The following is a 20,883-nucleotide window of genomic DNA, read 5'->3' as shown; positions in this document are numbered from 1 at the left end:
GAACTTCAACTTGCCAATAGGTGGAGGAGTGGGCTATTTTCAGTGTAAGATGATATTTTCCAATATTACATACTGTAGGTATACTTAGGGGAAGCGAGCGTTGCGAAAGCATGGATAAGTACAGTGGAGTTGAACTGGTGAAGTTTGCCGAAGCGAGTGCGGATTCGTGGGTTTCATTTCAGTATTCGTAAAAGGAGAATTCTCGTAAAAAATAAGAATGTCGACAGCCTGAAGCACCAAAAACCCGCATAAATTGCGGGTTTTTGGTACGTTATTGTTGGGAGAGGAAAGGCGTTATCCAGTAAATACCTGAACCCATGTGTTGTTATAAAAAGCAATACCGATATGGGTATAACTATTATTCAGTATATTTGCTCTGTGGCCTGGGCTATTCATCCAGTCATTCATAACCTGGGTAGGGGTGGTTTGCCCTTTTGCGATGTTCTCTCCAGCGGTATTGAATGTGACCCCGAATTCCTTCAGCATATCGAAGGGGGATCCATGTGTTGGAGAAATATGATCAAAGTAATTGTTGTTGTACATGTCCTGTGCCTTGACCATAGCCACATTTGACAATTCTCCACTCCTACTCAAGGAACCTAATCCTGTTTTAGACCTTTCTTGATTTACTAGATCCAGAACCTGCTGCTCGAATTCGGATAGATTATTTTCTTTATTACCTTCCTGTACTGATCCTGTTGAACCTGTCGGCTCCTTATTTTCAGGATTTCCTGTAGGCGCCTGGTTTGCTGGATTTCCATCCGGTGTTCGAATCAGATCTAATAAATCCAACGGAATTCCATTTTGTGCTTCTTTTGTTGTCATGGAAGATCGCTCTTTCCATGACGTAGCTGTTGATGATGCCTGTGTGAGGACAGAGTTTGGCGCAGTAGTTTGACCATGAGTTGAAGTTCGTGTTTGTTTAGGAGTCACTTGCTGTTGCGTCATATTGTTATGGGACGAACAACCTGCCACCAATAATAATACTGCTAATACGAAAAACTTTGCCATTTGCCAACCTCCCAGATCTGTTAATTAATGAAGTTACCGGATTTAGGTTTTCCTGCAAGCCCTTTACTTATTCCTCAGTACGGTTTTCTTCTTATCCAGAGTGCCTTTTTGTGAACGATACCACTTAGATAACCTTTTCTATCTTGATCGATGTTACCACGGTATCAAATCCTTCCTAAATGCTCTCTTTGCATAAATAAAATAACACCAGAGCAAAGTCTGGTGTTAAAGGATAGGGCTTGTGGTAAATTGCCTTTTCATTTTCTCAAGGTGAGTGAGCATTATTCGAGCGTTGTTTTCGGCGTATTGCAAGGATGTAAGCAGTTTATCGCATACAGAGATAATGTAGTCCGTCTCTTCGGGTGTATCAATTGCCTCTCGTAGGTCCACGTTGGGATCACTGGATAAAGCATTTAGCATCCGCAAAATTGCGGCAAGGGAATAATTTGCGCAGCGTAAAGAACGTATAATTTTCAGCCTCCTGAGATCCTCTTCGGAATAAACACGATACCCATTTTGCTTTCGTTTCACAGTCAATAAACCATTCAATTCCCAATTTCTTAAGACGTCTATTGAGATTTGCAGAAGGTCAGCCGTTTCTTTTCTGGTTAAGTTAGTGTTACTTAATTCTTGGTTTTCGCCTGACAAAAGCTTCTTTGTAATCGCGATAGCTTCTTCGGCGTTTTGTTGTTCTCTTTTTATTTGTTGGTAATAACGGTTTGTCAGATGAATAGCTTTGTCAAAATTTCTGGCAGACGAGGTCTTAATAATATCAATTGCTTGTTTTCGCAGACCGTTTTGCAAAACCTCAACTTGTAGAGCTGTTCTCACAAATGTAAGCTGCTCCACATGGAAATCTGTAAAAACACGGTAACCATTTGCTTTTCGTTCCGCTTTTGGAATAAGTCCTAGTTCCTCATAAAGCCGCACAGTGTTGGGATGGATTCCAATGCTGCGAGCTATTTCTGCTGTTTTGTACGTATTCATGAATCCTATCACCTCATCTTTGCACGATATCATCACGTAAAGGTCTGGTGTTATAATGGAGGGTTTTACAAGAATAAGTAAGGAGAAGTAATGTAATCGGGCATGTTAGTTTTTACATTATCTAGCATGCCCTAAATCTAAGTAAGCTGAAAAATTGGGTGTGACTAAGGAGGTTCTAACTTTATTTATCTTTATGTGATCTATAAGTGAATGATATTATTATTATCGCCTGTTGTAGAAAAAGGTTTCATTATATTTGTTAATTTAACAGTACTCACCTTATTAGTAGTAACCCCGTTTGCTTTATATACGATTTCAATATTAATTTCATCATCAGTTCGAACCTTTACATCTCGAATTAAATTTCTAGAGGTATAGGTTATCTTTCCATTAGAAGCATCCGGTAAAGTGAAGGGGTCATTTGCTTGACTTAACGACAAAATCATTTTTCCATGAATAGATATACCGTAGGCAACACTTGAAAACTGTTTATTTTCCCCAATGATTTCTAAATCGTGATCAGAAACATACACAGAGTTTGAACCTGGATAAACTACAAATTCGATGTTTTTTATTCGTAAGTCAGGTGTCTCAATAGTAAAGCTATAGACTTTCGGGTCCTGGCGGAAATGAAATTGCTGATACGAAAGAATAATAGTAGCCACGATTAGAATAAGACATAATGATGGTAACGCAAAGTGTTTTCTAAACATACGGTCCCTCCTTTTCATCACATTTATCTAAGGCAACTTATGAAAGTAATAGGGAGACATTTAAATGTCTCCCACTAAATTATATAAGATTTCTCAATATGGAAGTTTCGAGTCTACGTACAATTTTCCTCTTATTGCACCGAGCCAAAGGGAACAAGTGGTTCCAATAGAAGTATTTATACCATTTCCTTCCCATGAAAAATTAAGATCAGTTTTTGCAAACCAGTAGGAACGAGCCAGAGCGGATCTTTCTTTTTCAAGATCCTCAATCGGTCTTATTATTTCTGTGCTAGGAGTACCAGTAACTCCAAACCCCGAAGCATTTGCACCATATAATTTAAAGATTTTTGATTTGTATCCATTCCCTTCGAAAGCCAAGAAGAAGTCTGCGTATACATAGGCACTTGCTGTACCAACGATTTTTTGGCATTTAAAATCCCAATATGTAGTTCCATATTGATCTGTTGAGCTTCCAAATGGTTGTATCATTCCAGGATCCTTACTTGTCGTTCCAATCTCCGTTCCGACATAGATGAAAGAACCATCAGGAAAACGATAATATTTATCCTGGTTACCTAATTGAGGCTCGAATGCAAAAAAGTCAGCAGGAATTTGTTGTTGCAATTCGGGTTTATATGCGTCCCATAATTCATTATTTCTGACTTTTTCCTTAAGTAGCTCCTGTTTTTCTTTTGGTACAACATTTTCTTCAAAAAATTGATTTCAGTCAATACCTTGCACTCCATTAACATCAGTAGACTGAACTTCACTAGCACTAGCAACACCTAAAGACGTAAACAACAACACAATAGAGAATACAAAGACTGCTCCTTTTTTGAACAATTTCATTGCTACTACCTCCTGTATTGTTTTCACTACGTGAAAATAGTAACAAGTATTCCAGAATGTAATATATAAAACAAATCACAATTATACCAAAAAAACCGATAGTAATAAAAATAGCATCTTTAAAAACAATATCTAAAATCTTGTATCAATTAACAAAAAATATCATATTCTATCTCGCAAAAATTATCGAACTGACTTCATAGGAAAGGACAGCACGATATCGTGCTGTCCTTTCTACAGAGACAGATATCTAATATCAAGCATACCGCTTGATCAGTGTTTCATACACACTTTTAGGACGGAGCCCGACAAGTTTTTCGACCGGCTCGCCGTTGTGAAACATAATGACGGTTGGCATAGACATCACACGGTATTCGGATGCGATGGCAGGGGAGTCGTCACAGTCTACCTTGAGTACGGTTACCTGTTCACCATATTGATGATCTAACTCGTCGAGAATGGGCAGAAGCGCTTTACATGGCGGGCACCACGTTGCTCCGAATTCAACAAGGGTCACCCCCTGCTCACGAATAGATCCCTGAAATGATTGTTCATTAACTTCGTGCATACTCATCGTCATTCCTCCCGGTTCGTTGTTTGTCTTTCGTTCAAAATAAAGCGGATGCGCTCCTGCAGATTGGACTTTATAGATTCAAGAAGATGGATTTGCTCGTCGATTTCCGCAAGCTTTTGTTCATAGATTGGGAGCACTTCTTGACAGAAGGCTTCTTTATTCTTGAGAACGCATTGCAAAAATCCAGCGATTTGCTCCGTAGAGAGTCCAAGTCCTAAATAAAACTGAATAGTGCGCACTTGTTCTTCCGCCAGAGGTGAATACTCGCGGTAGCCATTTGCATGCCTAGCGGGAGCAAGTAAGCCCTGCTGCTCATAGTATCGCAGCGAGCGAAGGCTAACGCCAGTTCGGGCGGAAAGTTCACCGATTCTCATGACAAAATCCCCTTCTCGAATGATTCTTCCTCATTATAAACCCTGACACTGGTATTAAGGTCAACCACTACGTGATGTGATGTAACAAAATAGTTGTTCATCCAGACTAATGGCTGTCGGATATGCTAAGCGCCGTTTAAACGAAAAAGGCTGGTTTTAGGAGTTTCTCCATTTTGTTCAGCTTGGATTTGTGCATCAACCTGTGTATTTCCTCAAGCGTATAGTCGTGAAAAAAACGGAGGATAAGTACGGTTCGCTGCTTGTCGGTCAGTTTTTGGATTGCCTGCGATATCATTTGGTTCGTCCCATTCATCAACACAGTAGGTTGATCCCAAAGAGACTCTTCCCGAGAGAAGGCACGGATGCGTTCAAAAATACGGAATCTCCGCCAGCCCTTGACCCGAAATCTCTGCACTTGTCGGATTACCAAGCCGCGCAGCCAGAAGTGGAAGGTCGGTTCGGGGTCTCTTTTTATTTTTTCTCAAACGGATGTAAAAGCAGAAAAACCTCCAATTCCACATATCGTGGACAGGAGGTTTTGTTAAGGTAGATGAGCTATATGAGGATTCTATTTAAATAAATTGAGCGTCGTAATAATGATGGGCACGGCAAACACGTCGATAAGAAAGGCGCCTACAATGGGGACAATTAGGTATGCTTTGCGGGAAGGGCCGAAGCGCTCCGTTACCGCAGCCATATTGGCCATCGCATTGGGCGTGGCGCCGAGGCCATGTCCGGTGAACCCGGCGACCATCACGGCGGCATCATAGTTTTTGCCCAGCAGCTTGAACAAAACGAAAATCCCGAACAGAACGATAAAGAGGACTTGTACAAGCACGATGGCGAGAATCGGAAGGGCAAGATCCGCCACTTCCCATAGCTTGATGCTCATAAGCGCCATAGACAGAAAGATGCCAAGCGTCACGTCACTAACCAAGTTGATGCTCTTCATGTCAATGGCATTCGGACCCAGTTTATCCACGAGGTTGCGGACGATAACGGCCACGAACATGGATCCGACATATCCGGGAAGGACAAAGCCTGTTGCTGATGTGAACAGCTCTCCCAAATACGTCCCTATCGCCATACAGAATGTAATGAGCAGCACTTGAATGAAGAAGGAATTTGTCGTTATCGGTTGAACGTAAGCTTCTACGCTCGCTGCTTCTTCATTTGTTTCCGTTGGCTTCAGATTGTATTTCGCTATCAAAAATTTAACCGTCGGACCACCAACCAACCCGCCGGCGATAAGACCAAAGGTAGCTGCCGCGATCCCGATAGACAATGCCGAGTGGATTCCCAAATCTTCTATGGTTTGTCCAAATGCGCTTGCCGCTCCATGTCCGCCTTCCATAGATACGGCCCCCGCCATCATCCCAATCAGTGGGTGTAAGCCGAATAACGAGGCGAGGGAAACCCCGATCACGTTTTGAGCCAAAGCGAGGAATCCGCAGGCAAGCCAGTAAATGATGAGCAGTTTGCCGCCTAATTTGATAAGTTGAAAGCTTGCACCCAATCCTACCGTGGTGAAGAACGTGAGCATGAATAGGCTTTGGAGCGAAGTATCCAATGTGATTTCCAAAAGTCCTGTCGTTTTGAGGATCGTAGCTAGGATAGCAAACAGCAGTCCTCCGACAACGGGCGCTGGAATACAAAACTTTTGCAGTACTCCTGATTTTTTGACAAAAAAGGTTCCTAGTACAAGCAGGGCTACGGCCAAAAATATCGTATTCACTTGATTAAGCGCCAGCGTCATCAGTGTTCCTCCCCATAAATGTCATGATCGCTTCATTCGTTAAGTATGCTCCCAGCTTTATGGTTCTTCCGTTCTCGTCAACAGCAGGATTCACCTCGCAAATATCAAAAGAAAGCGTTTTCTTATGAGCGGCGATCGTGCGAATTAGGCTACGAACTACCATCGGTGTCAATCCGAAAGGAGAGGGAGCGCTAACTCCTGGCGCAAATGCCGCATTGAGAACATCGGTACAAAGGGTGAGCATGACATAATCTTGTTGTTCCATGAATGTGTGTAAGGATGAAAGGATGTTATCAATCTGTCCTTCATGCATGTCTTCTTCTAGAATGTAGCGGGCACCGAGCTCGTCCGCTTTGTCGAACAGTTCTTGTGTATTGCCGAAACGCTGGATGCCAAGCACGAAATAGCGGCTGTTGCCATCCTGCTCTACTATTTGGCGGAACATTGTTCCTGATGAAGGCTGATTGTCGTAGGGGCGCAAGTCGAAATGGGCGTCAATGTTGATAATTCCTAGCGAAGCATCTGATCCGATATGCTGCCGAACACCTAAATAATGTCCATATAGCGTCTCATGTCCTCCGCCTAAAATAATAGGGGTAGCGGATTTGGAAAAGAGATCAGAGACGGCATGGCCCAATGCTCTCTGGGCTTCTTCAAGCTTGTCATTGGAACAAGTCACATTTCCCGCATCGACAAGGCGATGGCCTTCCGCTGTTCTCCAGGGGAGGCTTGCGAGCGCTTGCCTGATCGCATTCGGAGCCTTTGCCGCGCCTAATCTTCCTTGATTGCGCCGAACGCCTTCCTCACATTCAAAACCGATGATGGCACAAGTGTTGGTAGAGAAGGTTTTACATGGTCCATCCAGCTCCATCCGTTCCACAATTTGATGGTAGCGGAAGCTACTTCTTCTTTCCGTATGATCGGTTCGGCCGATCCATACATCGGCTCCAATTGATTTTCGCAATGTCCCCACCCTTTCTCGTATGCTGTTGTTTCATTATATGATGACATTCTTATAATTTTAAATATATAATACAAATAAATTAATAGTTTTTAGCTATAAATAGAGAAAGGAAGATCGTTCTGGATATTAAACAATTACATTATTTTGTGACGGTTGCCGATCAGTTGAGCTATTCCAAAGCCGCGCAAAAACTGCATATATCACAGCCATCTTTAAGCAACGCCATTAAAAATTTGGAGCATGAGGTCGGATCGCCGCTGTTTGAACGCAGCACAAGAAAGATCGAACTAACGGACGCGGGCAGCGTTTTGTATGAAAAGTCGATTCGACTGCTCTCCCAAATGAACATTTTAAAAAGGAGATGGAAGAAGTAAAGCTGACTGGAAGAGGGGAGCTTGTGATTGGCATGATCGAGTCCGTGAGGCAGTGGGTTCCCCAAGTGATTCGCGAATATCAAGGCCGTTTTCCTTCGATGCATATTAAGCTGTTCGAGGTACTGAGCAGAAAGGCGGTGGTCGATTCATTGCGTAAATATCATACCCATCTTATCATTACCAACCAGTGCATCCACGAAGACGATATTGAATCGATTCCTTTGTACAAGGAAAAGTTAGTCCTGGTGCTGCATCGGGATCACGGGCTATCCCAGAAGGAATTCATTACATTCAAAGAGTTGGAGAGAGAACCCTTCATTATTAGCATGGAAGGATTCCAGACAAGGGAGGATATATTGAAAGCCTTTGCGCTCGAGCAAGCATCTCCGAACGTCAAATTTGAAATCGAGCGGTTTGAGACCGCTTTGACATTGGTAAGCGAAAATCTAGGCGTTGCCATTATTCCGGAAAATTATTTAGTTGAGTTGAAGGATGAATCGATTGTCCGCAAAACGTTAGATTCGCCTGCGTTGGAACGCACAGTTTATTTAATGATTATGAAAAATCGGTATTTGGCACCTGCGGTTCAATGCTTCTTGGAAGAGATTCAACGCAACTTTGCGCCAGGTAGCAAAGCAGAGGATATTATAGATGAGAAATAAGGAGGTTTGTACCATTTCTCGACTTTGGAGGTATTCGTGAAGTTCCATAGAATCATCGTGTGTAGGGGATTGCAAACTTCGCAAAAATGACGTTATATGTAATCGTGGCAAAGCATAAAAGTGCTTTTCCCAAGTTAAGCGGTGTTTCCCTACGATAGAAACGATAATACATTCGGAGCAACTCTAAGTGGTGGCACAGAATGGAACTCAACGTTCAATAAAGTCGGCAGCCTAGGACGATAAATAAACCCTAGACTGCCGATGCAGGCTATCGTTTCCTTATTTCAAAAGACTATATTATTTAGAGTTATTGACTGATAACAAGAATATCTCTAGGAGGTATTCCAGTTCTTTGAATTTGAGATATTTCCGCGTTAGTAAGATTACGGCCTACCAAAATGAATGAAGATGTGACATTGTCGAAATTGAATCTACCCAAGTTAGCTACATTTTGACTGCCACGGAACACCCGGAATGACCCCTGAAAGTTAATTCTCGAAAACAGTACAAGTGTTACTTGATTTCTTTGCACAACATTTCTGAGTCGGAAGCTTGAAAGCACATTGTCAAATCGAAACGCCCCAAGATCACGAACCGCAACCCCTCCGCGTCTGAAGAGGATCCGACGACCAGTAAAATTGGTACCTGACCAAAGCGCAAGACGTAAATCTCTGTTTGCCAACTATATCACTCCTTTTTCTAAGGATGGTATAGTATATTGCAGTTCTTTAAGAATGGTATAGATAAATGGAGCAAGGTAATAGATTGATTTTATTAATACACGATATAATGAATGATTAAAAAGATGTTTTATAAAGAACAGAACTTGATCTACTGAGTGAACGGGAGGGATACAAGGTGAAAGAAGCATGGGAAAGATCAAGTAAAAGTATGCACTTCAAATATGAGATTCTAAATCGAATGATTAGCCAAGTTTTCAGAGGAAAGCGGCTTATAAAAGCGGAAAGAACAAAAACAGGACTTAGTAATGGAACCTATAAAGTGGAGATTGAAGGATCTGCTACACCCTACCTTTTAAGGATCTTTGCTGGAGGTTCAGACGTAGCTTCAATAGAAGAAGCAATCGCTAAGCGATTGCGCGGCGTCGTGCCTGTAGCCGATTATATATATCTTGATACAAGCCGAAAGCTAGTAGAATATGACTGGGCTTTAATAGAGTGGAAAGAGGGAGTGTTACTGCGTGATATCCTGCAAAGAAAAGAAGAACACGAGATTGCAAAAGTTGCGGAGTCTGTCGGCAGTGTACTAGCTCGTATTCACAGCCATTCTTTTGAATGTCCAGGTTTTTTTGCAGGGGATCTTACCGTCGCCCATCCATTTAACATGGATGAGGACGAATATTACTCTTTTATTTCTGAAAGCTTGGATAATGGAGCAACCGGGCATTGGCTGGGAGCGGAAGCAACTGAAAAGGTTCGAACATTTTGTGAGTCTCACCGATCACTATTATCTGAAATTCATGAACCGCCAGTCCTTGTTCATTCGGACTTCAATGGTTTAAATCTTTTAATGATCGAAAAGCCAAGTGGCTACGAAGTATCAGCGGTATTGGATTGGGAATTTGCTTTTTCAGGAAGACGCTATGTGGATATTGGGAATTTACTTCGGTATGAACAGGAAGATTCCTTGTTCGAACGTCATTTTATAAAGGCATACCAGAGTTCTGGTGGATTCTTGAATGGGAATTGGGTTCAATTATCTAAACTGGAAGATTTGATTGCCTTGTGTGATTTACTGAATCGTTCGACTCCAGAAATGCCGAACCGGATCGCGGATGTAAGACAGCTTATTATTCAGACTATACAATAAAATATGACCAATGGGAGCATTAGCTGAAACCGCCCGAAAACATAAAAACATGAAGGAGAACAAATCTAATGAACATTAGAGTCGCTACTCACCAAGATACTGAAAGATTAGCAATGGTTCATGTGAATAGCTGGAAGACAACATATCAAGGAATAATTCCAGAAGCATATTTATCAAACTTATCCGTTGAAGGACGAAAGAAGAATTGGGGATTGATATTTAAGAACCCAAATCAGGATGAAACGATTTATGTAATCGAAGATGGAGGAAAGATCATCGGATTTATAGATGGTGGAAAGAATAGAGAGCTTGGAATGGATTATGATGCGGAGATATATTCTTTTTATTTATTGAAGGAAGTCCAAGGAAGAGGATACGGTAAATTACTTTTTAATAGACTTGTAAAGAAATTAAGATCAGACAATTATAACTCACTTATGGTCTGGGTACTTGAAAGGAATCCATCGATTGGATTCTACGAGAAAATGGGGGGAGAATATATAACTAAGAAAGAGATCAAGATAGGGGAACAAATAGTAATAGAAACGGCATTTGGATGGAAGGATCTGGGGGCTATGAGTCTTTGAATGAAAATTCGAAGAAGCGAGCGGCGTCATCCTATCCGAAATCTAAGCATTCGATGTAATCAAAGCTGGAAAGGGGCGAATGAATCTGATAAGAGGTATTAGTTTTGAAATTCCTAATGAATACGAAAGATTCCTCGGGGATATACTGAAACCTTTTGACACAAGCGTATCATTTAAGCTGTCTCAAGTCAGCTCGGAGTATCTTTAAAGAAGATGCCAAGATTTATCCGGAATATCTTCGTGAAAATGTCGAATGTCGACAATTCCTATCACTTAGCGGCATGCGTACCTTGTTGTACAAACTTGGCCTTGACTTAAGCTGGGAGATAAAATTAGGTTTCCGTAACAAGTGGGCGATGAAGCAAACCTCATTTTGTGCAACATAACGTGCTTTTGGGGATTTTTTCAATTGTGTATTTTTCATAATTTAGATACAATTGAATGCGGTTACATTGAATCGTTGTGGAGGAAGAATCGGGTCGTTGTGTACGCTGTACACGTAACCGCAGCGCGCTTAACGTTTAACCCAACGCCTTTTCCAGGCTCCCCCAACCCCCATGCACTACGATACATATATATCTTCATATTTTTATTGCGTAAACATTTTAATATTAAACAAGCACGGAGGTCCGTTATGAACAAGAAGAAGCTAGGTACATCAGCAGTTCTGACAACATTGATTAGCACGCTATTCGCCGGATCATTATTTGCAGCTCCCCTGCAGCCCATTAACCATGTCGATTGGATGCAATCCAAGAGCTACATATCTGGGTCGAATGACGGTCTTGCGCTAGATCGTCCAATCACGCTTGTTGAAGCAGTAGCCATGATCGCGCGCGTACAGGACAGGGAAAAAGAAGTTCAACAGATCGACCCTGCTATTAAAGGCTGGGCAGCCAAAGCACTCACTTGGGCGAAGCAACAAAACATCGTGAATGCAGAGCAATGGAAGGAGCTTCATCGTCCGGCAAATGCAGCGACACTTCAAGCTGTAGCCAATAAAGCAGGTCTGAACCTGGAAGCAACAGGCGATACGGTAACACGCGAGCAGTTCTTTACCGCACTTGGTAACGCAATTACGACACATATTACGATCGGTCATACAAACGATACGCACGGACATATGCTGGAAGACGCCCAGGCTAAGGAAATGGGCTATGCCAAACTCGCTACCTTAATGAAGGAACTGCGTGCAGAGAATCCGAATTCCATGGTACTCGATGCAGGCGATATGATTCAAGGTACGATTTACGTGAACTTGTCAAAAGGGGAAAATGCAACGAAATTGGCAAACGCTCTTGGATATGATTTCATGGCGTCCGGCAACCACGAATATGACTTCGGTCACGAGCAGTTCGCAAAGGTGGCGAAGATGTTCAAGTTCCCTGTGCTCGGTGCGAACGTATTCGATACACAAGGCAAGCCACTGCTGCAGCCTTATGTAACGAAGCAGATCGGCGATCAGAAGTTCGCCATTCTTGGCTTGGTAACGGCAGATACACCAATCGTTACTCATCCTGACAACGTTAAGGGCTTGACGTTCAAGGATCCAATCGAAGTCGCAAAGGAATGGGTGCCGAAGCTGCGCAAGGAAGCTGATCATGTCATCGTCCTCTGTCATACGGGCATATCCTATGACCGTGAGATGGCGAAGCAGGTTCCCGGCATCGATATCATTGTGGGCGGACACTCGCATACACCTGTTGATGCGCCTGAGCTCGTCAACGGTACTTATATTGTTCAGGACTGGGAATACGCCAAGTCGCTTGGCCGAGTAGACTTATACTACCATGGCAAGGATCTGGTTCATTTCTCTGGCGGATTGATAAAGTATGATGAATCCACAAAGGCTGACCCGGAAGTCGCTGCAATCGTAGAATCTGTAAAGAAAGAAGCGGATACTCTGTTGAATGAGAAGATTGCGATCGCAAGCGTGGATCTGGACGGCGATCGCTCCAGAGTGCGGAAGCAAGAGACGATCATGGGCAACTTAGTGGCAGATGCGATGCTGGCGCGCACGCGTACGATGCCTGGCTTCGAAGCTGATGTAGCCATCACGAACTCAGGCGGCATCCGTACGAGCATCATGAAGGGAGATATTACGAAACGCAATCTGTATGATGTGCTTCCATTCTCGAACTCACTGGCTGTCGTTGAGGTAAAGGGTAGCGATTTGATAGCCGCTTTGGAAAGTGGCGTTAGCGAAATTGACGCCGGTTCCGGACGCTTCCCGCAAGTTGCAGGCCTGTCCTTCTCTTTCGATAGTAATAAGCCGACAGGAAGCCGCGTATCGGATGTGAAGGTTGGCGACAAAGCGGTAGAAGCCGACAAAACGTATCGTGTAGCTACAAACGACTTCTTAATCGCCGGAGGCGACGGTTACTCCATGTTCATGAATAAGAAATCGCTCGATACCGGCGTTACGCTTTACGAAGTCGTTGAACAATACATGAAGGAAAAGAAAGAAGTTACAGCGAAGATCGAACAGCGCATTAAACAATAACGTATTAAAGAATACCGCATTAAAGAATAATCCGCTCCGACATACTCGATATATCCCCCAGAAACACGCTAGGCGATTTCCTCTTCACGCCTAGCGTGTCTTCTTGTTATACGGCCGCTCTACGTCGCAGAAATATATCCTCATTCTTTGCCGGTTATCCGATGACTTGCGGCTTTCAAGTTTATCCGTAAATATGAACATTGGATAAAGTATTCGTTCATATACTAATGAATAGATATTCACCTTGTTTGTAAGCGCTTAACCACTTATAATGGATGTTAATCCACAAATATCCAAATAAGTCTGGAGGGGGTTCTGCATGAAGCTTTTGGCCGCAGTAACCGTTCCGAGCGTTAAACGGAGCAAGAAACGTTGGCCGCGCGTTATCGGAATCATTGTTTTGGTTTTAGTGCTTTTGATTGCCTGCGCAGGGGGATACGCATATTGGTTCGTGAATAAAAGTCTGCCTGTCGTTCAGGGAAAACTCAACATTTCTGGACTGAAAAAGGAAGTGACGGTATGGAGAGATGCTTCCGGCGTTCCGCATATCGAGGCGCAAAACGAACATGATCTCTACATGGCGCAAGGTTACGTAACGGCGCAGGATCGCCTGTTCCAGATGGATTTGAGCCGCAGGCAGGCTTCCGGGCAGCTTAGTGAAGTGGTGGGGGATAAGGCTATCGACCGCGACAAATTTTTCCGTGCGTTCAGTTTGCGGCGTGCGGCAGAGATTTCTCTTGACGCTTACTCAAAAGAGTCCAGACAGATACTGCAATGGTATGCGGATGGCGTCAACAGTTACATCAAACATGCTAAAGCCGCCAGTTCACTACCGGTCGAATTTGCGATTCTGGGGTATGAACCCGCGGAATGGCAGCCTGTGGACTCCTTGACGATTGGCAAATACATGGCCTATGATCTGGCAGGCAACTGGGAGGGGCAGGCTTTCAGATATGCCATGGCACAGAAGCTGTCTACCGAGAAATTTCAGTCGCTTATGCCAACCTATCCGAAGGATGGGGCAATGATCATCCAGGCGCTATCAGAACATCCGGTCGATCTGACAGTGCTGGCTACTACTGCGGTTCCGCGGGATCCGTTTAACGGAAGCAACAACTGGGTCGTTTCGGGAGAAAAATCGGCATCCGGCAAGCCGATACTGGCCAATGACCCGCATCTGGGTCTAAGTTCGCCGTCCATCTGGTATGAGACGCATCTCTCAGCGCCGGAGATGAACGTGAGCGGGGTGATTTTTGCTGGTGTTCCGGGGATCATTCTCGGGCATAACGACCTAATAGCCTGGGGGGTGACGAATCTGAGTCCGGACGTGCAGGATCTCTATATTGAAAAAAGAAACCCCGATAATCCGCATCAATTTGAATATATGGGCAAATGGGAAGATGCCAAGGTTTATAAAGAGGAAATTAAGGTAAAAGGCGAGGCTCCGGTGCCATATGAAGTTGTCGTGACCCGGCATGGGCCGATTATCTCTGAATTCGCGCATGACCAGCGGCAGGAAACGGCACTTGCAATGAAATGGACTGCCCTGAATGCAACGACAGAGCTCGAAGCGATTCAGATGTTCGCGAAAGCGCGGAACTGGGAGGATTTCAAGCAGGCGTTGACACATTTTGAAGCACCTGCTCAAAATTTTGTTTTTGCTTCTACGGACGGCACGATTGCTTACCGTGGGAACGGCCTGATTCCGATCCGCAAAAAAGGCGACGGTTCGGTTCCGGTACCGGGCTGGACGGATGAATATGAGTGGATGGGATATATCCCATGGGATGAATTGCCCACAACTGTGAACCCAAAGGACGGGTTTATCGCTACGGCGAACAATAAAGTGATCGGCGACAGCTACCCGTATCATTTAACGGACGTCTGGTCCCAGCCATACCGCGAAGCGCGTATCCAACAGGTGTTGTCTGCCAAGGAGAAGCTGACCGTAGAGGATATGAAAAACCTTCAAATTGATCGCCATAACCTTCAGGCGGCAGAGTTTTTGGATGAGCTGATTGCCAAGATTAAAGACTTGCCGGATTTGCGGCAGATCGACCGCGACGCGCTTTCGCTCTTGCAAGGCTGGAATAAAGTAAATGATCCAGAACAGGCTGCTCCGCTTGTCTATGAGCTATGGATGCAGAGTTTTGATGATGTGCTGTTTAAACCCGAAATCAATGCTGACTTGATGGAGCTGTTTAACAATAAAGCGGTCGTTAAGGATGAAATGCTCCGCAGGGCGCTTCAAGGCGAGCGGGAGCCATGGATCGACGAAAAAGGCGGAATCGAGAAGGCGGCGCTGCAGGCATTTCATCTGGCTGTGGATCAGGCTGCTTCACTGCAGGGCAAACATCCGGACAAATGGCAGTGGGGCAAGTTCCATCAGGTTGATTTTGCCCATCCTCTTGGCGCTGTGAAGCCGTTGGATCTGATTTTTAACGCCAAGTCTGTCGCGATGGGCGGTGGGCGTGTCACCGTCGGGGCTGCAGGTTGGAATGCAGAGAACGGCAAAGTCACTCTTGGAGCACCGTGGCGAACGGTCATCGATATGTCCGATCCGACCCATTCGTTGAATGTGGTGGGACCCGGCCAATCCGGACATGTGCTGAGCAAGTGGTACCATGACCAGGTAGATGATTGGATTACTGGACAGTACCACATTACGAGTTCCATACCCAATGAATATCGAAAGGCAGGAAATGAGCTGAAGTTAGTGCCAGAATGAAAGAACTGGTAGATAATGGGCGATAATCAGACAATACACGACCCAGTCTAAGATAGAGCTATCTAAGGCTGGGTCGTGTGGAGCATACAACAATTGAAATATTTCTGAAAATGGAGATCATATGTTGTTATGTGATGGTAAGTTTGCAAGCTGAGAAGATGAAATAATACGGTATGATTTCAGGAAGGGTTGGTTTTGTTGTAGGGTAGTGATAGGATTGTTAGATGCTGGGTCTTTATTTGTACTGAAAAAACCGGCCTCTCGGCCGGCAGGAGTCTATCGGAACAGGTAATCAGGCTCTCAGATGGACATCTTCTGCAAATGTGCTTCGAGCCGGTCAAGATTTTCCTCGTTGGCTGGAGCTGCGATTTTCTTGAAGGCGTTGAATTCGGCTTCGTCTTTGAAAAGCTGGCGCCAAGTTAATCTGGTTGTGCCGTCAAGATCCTCGAAGGTTGCCGTAAGTTGAAAATGGGGTTTACATGTTCGCAGCACGATCCGTTCTGGCCCGATTTCGATAAATTCGTTTTTATTGGGATAATCGACTCCGTTCGGTCCGTGCATCACAAACTCCCATATCCCTCCCGGCCGTAAATCAAATTTATGAAAAGTGTTCGTAAACCCATTCGGACCCCACCACTGTGCCAAATGCTCGGGTTTTGTCCAGGCTTCGTAAACGAGAGCTGGAGAAGCATTCATCACCCTCGTTGTTACCAATTCGTTTTCTTCCGCTCTGCTGAATTCGCTGTTTGCTGCACGGTTTTCCGTCATGCCCGTTCCTCCCTCGCATGTTAAAGTAGGCTAGTCGATCTCCAACTGCACACCCAACTTGTCCAGCATCTCCTTGGTGCCGTGCTCGCGCTGAGCCGGCGAATCGTGGCCGTCCAGGAAGACGCCTTGCTCGGTGAAAATCAACTTTGTTCCTTCACCCTCCGCCTTGAACTCGACGGTCGTTGCGGAAATGGAAATTCGCGTCTCATCCATGTCCAAAGTATAGGTATACACGATCCGCTCGTCCGGCACAATGTCGTGGTACTGGGCATCGAAGGTAAATACCGCTCCGCCGGGAGGCCCGCCTTGACTGCGTTCGCCACCGCCGACACGGAAGTCAAACTCATCTGCTTTCGAAAACCATTGCTCCTTCATGCGAGGGTTCGCCCAGTAGGCAAAAACCTTTGCTGGCAAAGCTCTATACACGCGTTCGACGACGAAAGTGTGATGAATGGCAGATCGTTCGTTCATGATTTTCAGCTCCCTTGATTCGATTCGTCGGCATCCTTGTCGAGGAGGTCGCCCAGCTGATCCAGGCGATGCTCCCAATTCATCCAACGTTCGAGGATTACTTTTCTTGGCTCTTTTTCATCATTTCTAATAATTTTGTAAAATCTTCAACCGTCACTGGTTGTTTCAAAAGCATGAGTTCGGACACGGATTCCAATCCGGCCAAAAGCTTTTGTTGCATCTGGATCGTTTCTTTTAGACGGGCGATTTGCAGCGACACAATTTGCAGCGGACTAAAATGGCCGCCGGTTACTACGGACTTAATCTCCTCAAGCGATAAGCCTAGCTCTTTTAAGGACAAAATTTGCTGCAGTCTCGATAGGTCGGCCTGGTTATACAGCCTGTGCCCCGAATCGGAATGCGCCGAAGGAGAAAACAGGCCAATCTGGTCGTAAAATCTCAATGTTCGTAATGTGAGTCCTGTGAGCTTAGCAAGATCTCCGACTTTCCAAAGCTGCTTCATAATCACCTCTTTTTGTGCTGCGCATCTATTTGCCGGCACCTATACTATAAAACATGACGTTACGTCAGGTGCAAGTGTTATCTCTTGTAACGGAAAAATATAACGAAAAGGCCCTAACATAACGTTATGCTAGGGCCTTTAGTATTCCTAAATCACTCCAATTACATTTAAAAATACGATCATAATTGCAATTGGTGCTATATAGCGAAGTAAGAATAACCATAATACAAATAATTTATATCCTTTATTTTTTTACTTACTTCCAATTCTCTCATTAATACATCTTTCTTCATTTTTAACGGTACGAAGATCGCAACTAATAATACACCGAGTGGCATAAGAACATTACTTACTGTAAAGTCTGCTAAATCAAAGACGGTTTTGCCAAACAATTTCACATCGCTTAAAACGCCATATGATAGCGCCGATGGAATCCCTACAACAAAGATTAGTAATCCAACAATCAGTGCTGTTTTTTCGCGTTTTCCGCTCCCTTTTTTGTTAAAGAGGCAACGCTAATTTCCAACATCGAAATTGCGGATGTTATCGTTGCAAAGAAAAATAGTAACAGGAAAATAATGAAGAATAGCTTTCCGAATGCCATTTTACTGAAAATCGCTGGCAATACAATAAATAATAGACCTGGCCCTTGAGATGGTTCCATTCCAAATGCGAATACAACTGGGAAAATAGCAAGTCCAGCAAGCAATGTAATCACAAGCGTTAAACCGACGATAGAAAATGCGGAGCGCGGTAAACTTTCTTCTTTCGGTAAGTATGAGCTATACGTTACCATGACTCCTACACCGACAGATAATGAGAAGAATGATTGCCCCATCGCATATAACACAATTTCAGATGTTACATGTGAGAAATCTGGTTGTAAGAAGAAACGAACTCCTTCTCCAGCACCATCTAATGTAAGTGCTCGAACAATTAATACAAAGAATAAAACAAATAGTGCGGGCATAAAATATTTATTTACTTTTTCAACACCGTTTTGTACACCTTTACTTACGATGAAAATAGTAATAAGAATAAATAATAGCTGTGCTCCAACCGCCAAATATGGATTGGAAATGATTTCACCAAAAGTTGCTTCGTACGCGCCATTTCCTTCCCATAGTCTGCCTGTAATTGCGTTCCACAAATATAATAGAATCCATCCTCCTACAACACTGTAGAATGAAAGCAATATGAAGCAGGTTACAATCCCTAATTTACCGACCCACGGCCATAGCGTCTTAGGAGCAATATCTCTATATGCCTCGACAGCCTCTTTTTGTGCACTTCTTCCAATTACAAATTCCGCCAATAATAACGGTAAACCTATTAATAAAGTAAAACAGATGAAAATAAGAAAGAACGCACCGCCGCCTCCAATACCGGCCATATACGGGAACTTCCAAATCGCGCCAAGCCCTATTGCTGAACCTGCTGCAGCTAAAATGAAACCTAATTTCGATGTCCATTGCTGTGAATCCATCTCTCTATCTCCTCTCTGCTTCTTCTATTTCTTTGTCTATTACGATTCGGTCTTTATTCATATTGTTCTATCGTAGATACTTTCTCATACAACCACTTCCTTTCAAATCAAAAACGTCCCTACGCAAATACGTAGGGACGATGAAATATCGCGGTACCACCCTAGTTGTGAAGATACAACAAGAGTAAGACCTAAATAAAAACGTCCCTACGCAAATACGTAGGGACGATATATATCGCGGTACCACCCTAGTTGTGAAGATACAACAAGAGTAAGACCTAAATAAAAAACGTCCCTACGTAAATACGTAGGGACGATATATATCGCGGTACCACCCTAGTTGTGAAAAAAATTCTTCACCACTTTATTTGATAACGGTATTCACTACCGTCTTTCATTTCCTCACAACGTGAGATTTATGAAAGATGCTCCAGGACGAACTTCATGAATAATCTATATACTGATTCACACCAACCATCAGCTCTCTGATATAGGGAGATTTTCACTACTTTATCCCTTCATTGCCCAAATATTATTTTCCGAATTGATATTAACATTTTTATCATGCATTAAAAATAGTGTCAACTAATTTTTTGATTTTTATGTTTATACTTTATTGAGCAATTGAGCAATTTGCATAATTCCGTGTTGGCTTCAAAAAATAGAAACCTACAAACTCTCAGGTCATAAGTTAGCAGTCCCTCGAAGGTAAACAAACTTTCTTGTAGAATATACAAGGTGACTTCTCCATTCTTGGGGTTTCAAACACCATAAATGATTTTTATTGTAGGATTACTTATGACTAAACCCGACAGGCCGAGCGCACATTATTGCTTTTTTAGGGGGATTACATTATGGACGATGCAAATGAGCTAATGGACCAATACGTATCCATGAAAGATATAGCCAAGCGCAATGCGATTTTAAAGCAATTCATTTTTAATCTTCCTCCCGATGGGAAGGATTTTTTCCTTAAAGCATTTAAAAAGAACGCTATCTTGATATGAAGCTAATGGCAGTAAGAGGTTATGCGGCATTTGCCGACCAGAATGAAGTTGCTGTCCTAATGAAAAAATTACTGGAGCTTCTAAAAAAGCGTCCAGAAAGCACACCATATAATTACCAGGAGTATGAAATATTGCGTTCTGCTTTTTTGATGCCGTACTTACTAAAACAATACAATTATGAATGCTTCAAGGCTTTTAATGATCAATTGGAACAACAATACGATGCTATGCCGGAAGCGTTCAAAGGAGTTTTCACCTGTGATGAAAATGGAGATGTGGTTCAACTGATTCCACCGGAAAAATCTCGGAAACGCATAGATGATTTTTTCTCAAAACAAATGAAATGACCAAATGATGTATGAGAGGATGAGATAGATTGAATCTAATGCAACTTAAGGTGCCAGCAGGTTATGCCGTAACCTATAACAAATTCTATGATATAGATCCTGTCCTGAGTGAGGGTAATGATTACCTTATTGAAAACTGGAGGTTCTTCACAGAAGATTTATTACAAATAGTTAAACTAAAAATTCATAATGGAAAATGGTACATTCCTGAAAGTGAAGACACATTACTCTTTGATCTAGGCTGGTACCCAGATTCAGATATAAATGGTCATTACCATTTGCAACTTGTGGATGGTAAATGGAATGAAATGAAAAGCATCTCTTCAAAAGATCGTTTTTTAATAAAAGTGGCGCTTGAAGAATGGATGGAAGAACTACAAAAAGTGTAAT

General features: G+C 43.3%; 20 protein-coding genes, 4 pseudogenes and 1 other annotated feature. Of the genes and pseudogenes, 9 read left to right on the top strand and 15 right to left on the bottom strand.

All coding sequences use genetic code 11. The features are described 5' to 3' along the window. Window positions 1-294 precede the first annotated feature (294 nt). The 10 genes and pseudogenes from PAV_RS23485 to hutG form a co-directional block, all read right to left on the bottom strand. Window positions 295-1,011 (bottom strand): CAP domain-containing protein, encoded by a 717-nt coding sequence (locus PAV_RS23485; protein WP_005550368.1) that lies wholly within the window; start codon window positions 1,009-1,011, stop codon window positions 295-297. A 225-nt stretch (window positions 1,012-1,236) separates the two neighbouring features. Further along, window positions 1,237-1,998, bottom strand: coding sequence for a MerR family transcriptional regulator (locus PAV_RS23480; protein ID WP_005550367.1), 762 nt, complete (start codon window positions 1,996-1,998; stop codon window positions 1,237-1,239). Window positions 1,999-2,198: 200 nt separating this feature from the next. After that, the gene (locus tag PAV_RS23475; RefSeq protein WP_005550365.1) at window positions 2,199-2,711 is read right to left on the bottom strand and encodes a hypothetical protein; all 513 of its coding nucleotides are present in this window, start codon (window positions 2,709-2,711) and stop codon (window positions 2,199-2,201) included. 93 nt (window positions 2,712-2,804) lie between these two features. Beyond that, window positions 2,805-3,335 carry a hypothetical protein gene (locus PAV_RS23470; protein WP_005550364.1) on the bottom strand — a complete coding sequence of 177 codons (531 nt, stop codon included), beginning with the start codon at window positions 3,333-3,335 and terminating at the stop codon, window positions 2,805-2,807. Between the two features lie 99 nt (window positions 3,336-3,434). Further along, the gene (locus PAV_RS37025) at window positions 3,435-3,560 is read right to left on the bottom strand and encodes a hypothetical protein (protein WP_005550362.1); all 126 of its coding nucleotides are present in this window, start codon (window positions 3,558-3,560) and stop codon (window positions 3,435-3,437) included. 256 nt (window positions 3,561-3,816) lie between these two features. Continuing rightward, the gene (gene trxA, locus PAV_RS23465) at window positions 3,817-4,134 is read right to left on the bottom strand and encodes a thioredoxin (protein ID WP_005550361.1); all 318 of its coding nucleotides are present in this window, start codon (window positions 4,132-4,134) and stop codon (window positions 3,817-3,819) included. A gap of 2 nt (window positions 4,135-4,136) precedes the next feature. After that, the gene (locus PAV_RS23460) at window positions 4,137-4,508 is read right to left on the bottom strand and encodes a MerR family transcriptional regulator (protein ID WP_005550360.1); all 372 of its coding nucleotides are present in this window, start codon (window positions 4,506-4,508) and stop codon (window positions 4,137-4,139) included. A gap of 193 nt (window positions 4,509-4,701) precedes the next feature. Then, window positions 4,702-4,974, bottom strand: a pseudogene (locus tag PAV_RS23455) (sigma factor-like helix-turn-helix DNA-binding protein); the annotation flags it as partial. A gap of 102 nt (window positions 4,975-5,076) precedes the next feature. After that, complete coding sequence (gltS, locus tag PAV_RS23450) at window positions 5,077-6,264, bottom strand: sodium/glutamate symporter (RefSeq protein WP_005550359.1); 1,188 nt, start codon at window positions 6,262-6,264, stop codon at window positions 5,077-5,079. Beyond that, the gene (gene hutG, locus PAV_RS23445) at window positions 6,248-7,237 is read right to left on the bottom strand and encodes a formimidoylglutamase (protein WP_040736645.1); all 990 of its coding nucleotides are present in this window, start codon (window positions 7,235-7,237) and stop codon (window positions 6,248-6,250) included. Before hutG ends, gltS begins: the two co-directional genes overlap by 17 nt. 110 nt (window positions 7,238-7,347) lie before the next feature. Between hutG and PAV_RS23440 the strand changes: the two are divergent. Then, a pseudogene (locus tag PAV_RS23440) lies at window positions 7,348-8,264 on the top strand (LysR family transcriptional regulator). A gap of 307 nt (window positions 8,265-8,571) precedes the next feature. On the opposite strand, the gene PAV_RS23435 reads toward PAV_RS23440, so the two are convergent. Then, window positions 8,572-8,946, bottom strand: coding sequence for a hypothetical protein (locus tag PAV_RS23435; protein WP_005550354.1), 375 nt, complete (start codon window positions 8,944-8,946; stop codon window positions 8,572-8,574). A 176-nt stretch (window positions 8,947-9,122) separates the two neighbouring features. On the opposite strand from PAV_RS23435, the gene PAV_RS23430 reads away from it, so the two are divergent. From PAV_RS23430 to PAV_RS23415, 5 genes are all read left to right on the top strand, one after another. Continuing rightward, window positions 9,123-10,094, top strand: coding sequence for a phosphotransferase family protein (locus PAV_RS23430; protein ID WP_005550353.1), 972 nt, complete (start codon window positions 9,123-9,125; stop codon window positions 10,092-10,094). 68 nt (window positions 10,095-10,162) lie between these two features. Further along, the gene (locus PAV_RS23425) at window positions 10,163-10,681 is read left to right on the top strand and encodes a GNAT family N-acetyltransferase (RefSeq protein ID WP_005550350.1); all 519 of its coding nucleotides are present in this window, start codon (window positions 10,163-10,165) and stop codon (window positions 10,679-10,681) included. Between the two features lie 79 nt (window positions 10,682-10,760). Further along, window positions 10,761-10,889, top strand: a complete 129-nt coding sequence (locus tag PAV_RS36485; RefSeq protein WP_238555906.1) for a DUF2691 family protein — start codon at window positions 10,761-10,763, stop codon at window positions 10,887-10,889. Window positions 10,890-11,315: 426 nt separating this feature from the next. Further along, a complete protein-coding gene (locus tag PAV_RS23420) occupies window positions 11,316-13,184 on the top strand; it encodes a bifunctional metallophosphatase/5'-nucleotidase (protein WP_005550349.1) in 1,869 nt (622 codons plus the stop codon). A 319-nt stretch (window positions 13,185-13,503) separates the two neighbouring features. Continuing rightward, window positions 13,504-15,912 (top strand): penicillin acylase family protein, encoded by a 2,409-nt coding sequence (locus PAV_RS23415; protein WP_005550346.1) that lies wholly within the window; start codon window positions 13,504-13,506, stop codon window positions 15,910-15,912. Between the two features lie 300 nt (window positions 15,913-16,212). Here the strand turns inward: PAV_RS23415 and PAV_RS23410 are convergent, their stop codons facing one another. From PAV_RS23410 to PAV_RS23395, 4 genes and pseudogenes are all read right to left on the bottom strand, one after another. Then, window positions 16,213-16,680 carry an SRPBCC family protein gene (locus PAV_RS23410; RefSeq protein ID WP_005550344.1) on the bottom strand — a complete coding sequence of 156 codons (468 nt, stop codon included), beginning with the start codon at window positions 16,678-16,680 and terminating at the stop codon, window positions 16,213-16,215. A 30-nt stretch (window positions 16,681-16,710) separates the two neighbouring features. Then, window positions 16,711-17,151 carry an SRPBCC family protein gene (locus PAV_RS23405; protein WP_005550343.1) on the bottom strand — a complete coding sequence of 147 codons (441 nt, stop codon included), beginning with the start codon at window positions 17,149-17,151 and terminating at the stop codon, window positions 16,711-16,713. Window positions 17,152-17,156: 5 nt separating this feature from the next. Then, window positions 17,157-17,653, bottom strand: a pseudogene (locus PAV_RS23400) (MerR family transcriptional regulator). Window positions 17,654-17,800: 147 nt separating this feature from the next. After that, window positions 17,801-19,139: pseudogene (locus PAV_RS23395) on the bottom strand (sodium-dependent transporter). Between the two features lie 306 nt (window positions 19,140-19,445). Then, window positions 19,446-19,670, bottom strand: a binding site (T-box leader). 323 nt (window positions 19,671-19,993) lie between these two features. On the opposite strand from PAV_RS23395, the gene PAV_RS34890 reads away from it, so the two are divergent. Genes PAV_RS34890 through PAV_RS23385 form a run of 3 tightly spaced genes read left to right on the top strand, consistent with a single transcriptional unit; the run spans window position 19,994 to window position 20,882 of the window. After that, on the top strand, window positions 19,994-20,146 hold the full coding sequence (locus PAV_RS34890; RefSeq protein ID WP_005550338.1) for a hypothetical protein: 153 nt from the start codon (window positions 19,994-19,996) through the stop codon (window positions 20,144-20,146). Window positions 20,147-20,151: 5 nt separating this feature from the next. Beyond that, window positions 20,152-20,493 (top strand): hypothetical protein, encoded by a 342-nt coding sequence (locus tag PAV_RS32705; protein ID WP_238555905.1) that lies wholly within the window; start codon window positions 20,152-20,154, stop codon window positions 20,491-20,493. Between the two features lie 38 nt (window positions 20,494-20,531). Continuing rightward, complete coding sequence (locus PAV_RS23385) at window positions 20,532-20,882, top strand: hypothetical protein (protein WP_372515463.1); 351 nt, start codon at window positions 20,532-20,534, stop codon at window positions 20,880-20,882. Window position 20,883 lies beyond the last annotated feature (1 nt).

It is taken from the genome of Paenibacillus alvei DSM 29, assembly GCF_000293805.1.
GTDB lineage: Bacteria > Bacillota > Bacilli > Paenibacillales > Paenibacillaceae > Paenibacillus_B > Paenibacillus_B alvei.
The sequence above is the reverse complement of the archived record's forward strand: the minus strand, read 5'-3'. Positions and strand labels throughout refer to the sequence as shown.